The 3,887-nt window shown below is 63.6% G+C and carries 4 protein-coding genes; 3 read left to right on the top strand and 1 reads right to left on the bottom strand.

Annotated features, from left to right (window positions below; all coding sequences use genetic code 11):
* From mmsB to ACESMD_RS10075, 3 genes are all read left to right on the top strand, one after another.
* On the top strand, nucleotides 1–639 hold a 639-nt coding region (mmsB, locus tag ACESMD_RS10065; RefSeq protein WP_372612765.1), incomplete at its 5' end, for a 3-hydroxyisobutyrate dehydrogenase.
* Between the two features lie 124 nt (nucleotides 640–763).
* The gene (locus ACESMD_RS10070; protein ID WP_372612767.1) at nucleotides 764–1,945 is read left to right on the top strand and encodes an acyl-CoA dehydrogenase; all 1,182 of its coding nucleotides are present in this window, start codon (nucleotides 764–766) and stop codon (nucleotides 1,943–1,945) included.
* A 16-nt stretch (nucleotides 1,946–1,961) separates the two neighbouring features.
* Entirely contained in the window at nucleotides 1,962–3,167 is a 1,206-nt protein-coding gene (locus ACESMD_RS10075; protein WP_372612768.1) for a CaiB/BaiF CoA transferase family protein, read from the top strand.
* Between the two features lie 4 nt (nucleotides 3,168–3,171).
* Here ACESMD_RS10075 and ppsR read toward each other — a convergent pair.
* Nucleotides 3,172–3,887 (bottom strand): pyruvate, phosphate dikinase/phosphoenolpyruvate synthase regulator (gene ppsR, locus ACESMD_RS10080; RefSeq protein WP_372612770.1); only part of this gene is annotated, 716 nt, incomplete at its 5' end.

Consider the following 3,887-nt stretch of genomic DNA (forward strand, 5'->3'; position numbering starts at 1 on the left):
GGCAAGCCCCTGATCATCGACGCCTCGACCATCTCGCCGGAGGATGCCCGCATCGTCGGGACGGCGGCCATCGAACACGGCCTGACCTATCTCGATGCCCCGGTCTCCGGCGGTATCAACGGTGCCTGGGCCGGTACCCTGACCTTCATCGTCGGCGGCGACGCGTCAGGTTACGAGCAGGCCAGGCCGGTTCTCGAGGTCATGGGCACTAATATCTTCCACGCCGGTGAGACGGGGTCGGGTCAGGTCGCCAAGATCTGCAACAACATGCTGCTGGGTGTGCTGATGAGCGGGACCGCCGAGGCTCTGGCGCTGGGCGTCAGGAACGGGATGGATCCGGCGGTGCTCTCGGAGATCATGAAACAGAGCAGTGGCGGCAATTGGGCGCTCAATGTCTACAATCCCTGGCCCGGCGTGATGGACGGCTCGGCGGCGTCGCGTGACTATCAGGGTGGCTTTCTCACCGACCTGATGGCCAAGGATCTCGGCCTGGCCTGGGAACTGGCACTGATGTCGAAGGCCAGCGTGCCCATGGGCTCCCAGGCCCGAAATCTCTTCGCCCTGCACAGTGCCCAGGGCAACGGCGGACTGGACTTCTCGAGTATCCAGACGCTCTACCGTGCCGGGGAGGAAGACTGACCGGCCCGTCGCTCGCTATCGCCTCCCGCGACATGAAGGCCCGCTCACGCCAACGGCCAATGCCGACACCAGGTCGGCATCTCGGTACACTGTCGATTGTCATCCGCCATTCAGGAGTTCCTCCATGAGCCAGATCAGCCCCCTTACCTGGGACGATCCGTTCCGCCTCATCGATCAGTTGGATGAGGATGAGCGGATGGTGCTACAGACCGCCCATGATTACTGCCAGGAAAAGCTTCTGCCGAGAGTGATCGAGGCCAACCGTCATGAGCATTTCGACCCCGAGATCATGAAGGAGATGGGGGAGCTGGGACTTCTCGGCGCTACCATCGACGGCTACGACTGTGCCGGCTTGAACTATGTCAGCTACGGCCTGATCGCTCGCGAGGTGGAGCGAGTGGACTCCGGCTACCGCAGTGCCATGAGCGTGCAGTCGAGCCTGGTGATGTACCCCATCCATGCCTTCGGCAGCGATGCCCAGCGCGAGAAATATCTTCCTGAGCTGGCCAGTGCCGAATGGATCGGTTGTTTCGGCTTGACGGAACCGGACCATGGCTCTGATCCCAGCGGGATGTCCACTCGGGCCAGACGCACCGAGAACGGCTGGCGTCTCAATGGCACCAAGACCTGGATCACCAACTCGCCCATTGCAGATGTCTTCGTTGTCTGGGCGAGGGATGAAGAGGGTGTGGTGCGGGGCTTCATCCTCGAGAAGGGCATGGCGGGACTCTCGGCACCGAAGATTGAGGGAAAGTTCAGCCTGCGGGCCTCCGTCACCGGCCAGATCGCCATGCAGGATGTCGAGGTCTCCGATGACCAGCGCCTGCCCGGTGTCGAGGGCCTGAAGGGTCCGTTTTCCTGCCTCAATCGAGCGCGTTACGGGATCGCCTGGGGGACCATGGGAGCCGCCGAGGCCTGCTGGCACGCCGCGCGGCAGTATACTCTGGATCGAAAGCAGTTCGGTCGACCGCTGGCCGCCAACCAGCTGATCCAGAAGAAGCTGGCCGACATGCAGACCGAGATTGCCCTGGGGCTGCAGGCGGCCCTGCGGGTGGGTCGCATGATCGACGACAACCAGCTGGTACCCGAGAATATCTCGCTGATCAAGCGCAACAACTGCGGGAAGGCCCTGGACATTGCCCGGATGGCCCGGGACATGCACGGCGGCAATGGCATCTCCGACGAGTACCACGTCATTCGTCATGTCATGAACCTCGAGGCGGTGAACACCTACGAGGGTACCCACGATGTCCATGCCCTTATCCTGGGCCGTGCCCAGACGGGCATCCAGGCCTTTGCCAATTGAGTTCGAGGAGGCCGAGATGAGCGGACCCCTGGCGGGCCTCGTGGTGCTGGACCTGTCGCGGATACTGGCCGGGCCCTGGGCGGGACAGCTGCTCGCTGACCTGGGTGCTCGCGTGATCAAGATCGAGCGCCCAGGCCGGGGTGACGATACCCGAGGCTGGGGCCCGCCCTGGCTGGACAATGCGTCTGATGCACAGGGAGAGGCGGCGTATTTTCTCTGTGCCAACCGTGGCAAGCAATCCCTTGCGCTGGACATCGCCAGCCGCGAAGGCCAGGCCTTGGTGCGCGAACTGGCAAGGGGCGCCGACATCCTGCTGGAGAACTTCAAGGTCGGCGGACTCGAAAGATACGGCCTCGATTATGCCAGCCTGCGGGCGCTCAACCCGCGCCTGATCGGCTGCTCCATCACCGGCTTCGGCCAGGATGGCCCCTATGCCCATCGTGCCGGCTACGATTTCATGATCCAGGCCATGGGCGGGTTGATGAGCCTTTCCGGTGAACCAGACGGCATGCCGATGAAGACCGGTGTGGCGATCACCGATGTGATGACCGGGCTCTACGCCACGGTAGGGGTGCTGGCCGCGCTGCACGAGCGAGAACGTACGGGTCGAGGGCGGCATGTCGACCTGGCGCTGCTCGACGTTCAGGTCGCGACCCTGGCCAACCAGGCACTCAATGCGCTGGTGACCGGCGTCTCGCCACAGCGTCACGGCAACGCCCACCCCAACATCGTGCCCTACCAGGCCTTCGCCTGCGCCGATGGCCATCTGGTGCTGACGGTGGGCAACGACAGTCAGTTTGCGCGCCTCGCCGATCTGCTCGGTCACCCCGAGTGGGCCGAGGATCCCGCCTATGCCACCAATGCGGCTCGGGTGGGTAACCGAGAGGTTCTGGTTGCCGAGATCCAGCGCCTCCTGATGTCGTGCTGCCGGGACAAGTGGCTCGCCGAGCTCGAGGCCCGTGGCATACCCGCTGGTCCCATCCATACCCTCACCGAGGTGTTCGACGACCCCCAGGTGCAGCATCGCCACATGCACCGGATCCTCCACCGCAGCGGGGTGGACGTGCCGCAGGTGGCCAATCCGCTGCGTTTCGACGGTGATTCGTCGACCAGTGACCTGGCTCCACCCGAGCTTGGCCAGGACAGCGACGAGATCCTTGCCGAGATGGGGCTCACGTCGGAGGATATCGCCCGTCTCAGAAGGGCGGGAGTGGTGCGCTGAGTGCTTACCGCGGCGAGAACCGCCGCATCAGACCCATCTCGGCGATCATTCGTGTCGAGATCTCTTCCACGGAGGAGCGGGTCGTGTCGATGAAGGGGATATGCATCTGCCGGTAAAGGCCCTCGGCCTGACCGACCTCCTGCATACACTGGTCCATGGAACTGTAGCGACTGTTGGGTCGTCGTTCGTGACGTATCGCCGCCAGGCGCCGCGGATCGATGGTGAGGCCGAACAGCTTGTGCCGGTGCTCGCCGAGAGATCTGGGCAGCTTCAGGGTGCCATCCTCGTCCTCGTCGTCCTCGGTCAAGGGGTAGTTGGCGGCGCGGATGCCGAACTGCAGGGCCAGGTAGAGCGAGGTGGGTGTCTTCCCGCAGCGCGAGACTCCGATCAGGATGACGTCCGCTTGATTATACTGGTGGGTACGGGCGCCATCGTCGTTGTCCAGGGCAAAATGCACGGACTGGATGCGGTCCATGTAGACGTCATCCCTGCCGATGGCATGAGTGCGCCCGACACTGTAGGAAGAGTGGGTGGCGAGTTCCTGTTCCAGGGGAGCGAGGAAGGTCGAGAAGATGTCGATCTTGAAGCCAATGGCATCGCGGATCACCTCCCGGATTTTCTCGTCGACGATGGTGTCGATGATGATCGGCGTCTCGCCGTCACGTACCGCCGTGGCTTCGATGATCTTCACCAGGCCGCGGGCCTTGTCCACCGAGTCGA

Source organism: Halomonas sp. (assembly GCF_041689495.1).
Classification (GTDB): domain Bacteria; phylum Pseudomonadota; class Gammaproteobacteria; order Pseudomonadales; family Halomonadaceae; genus Halomonas.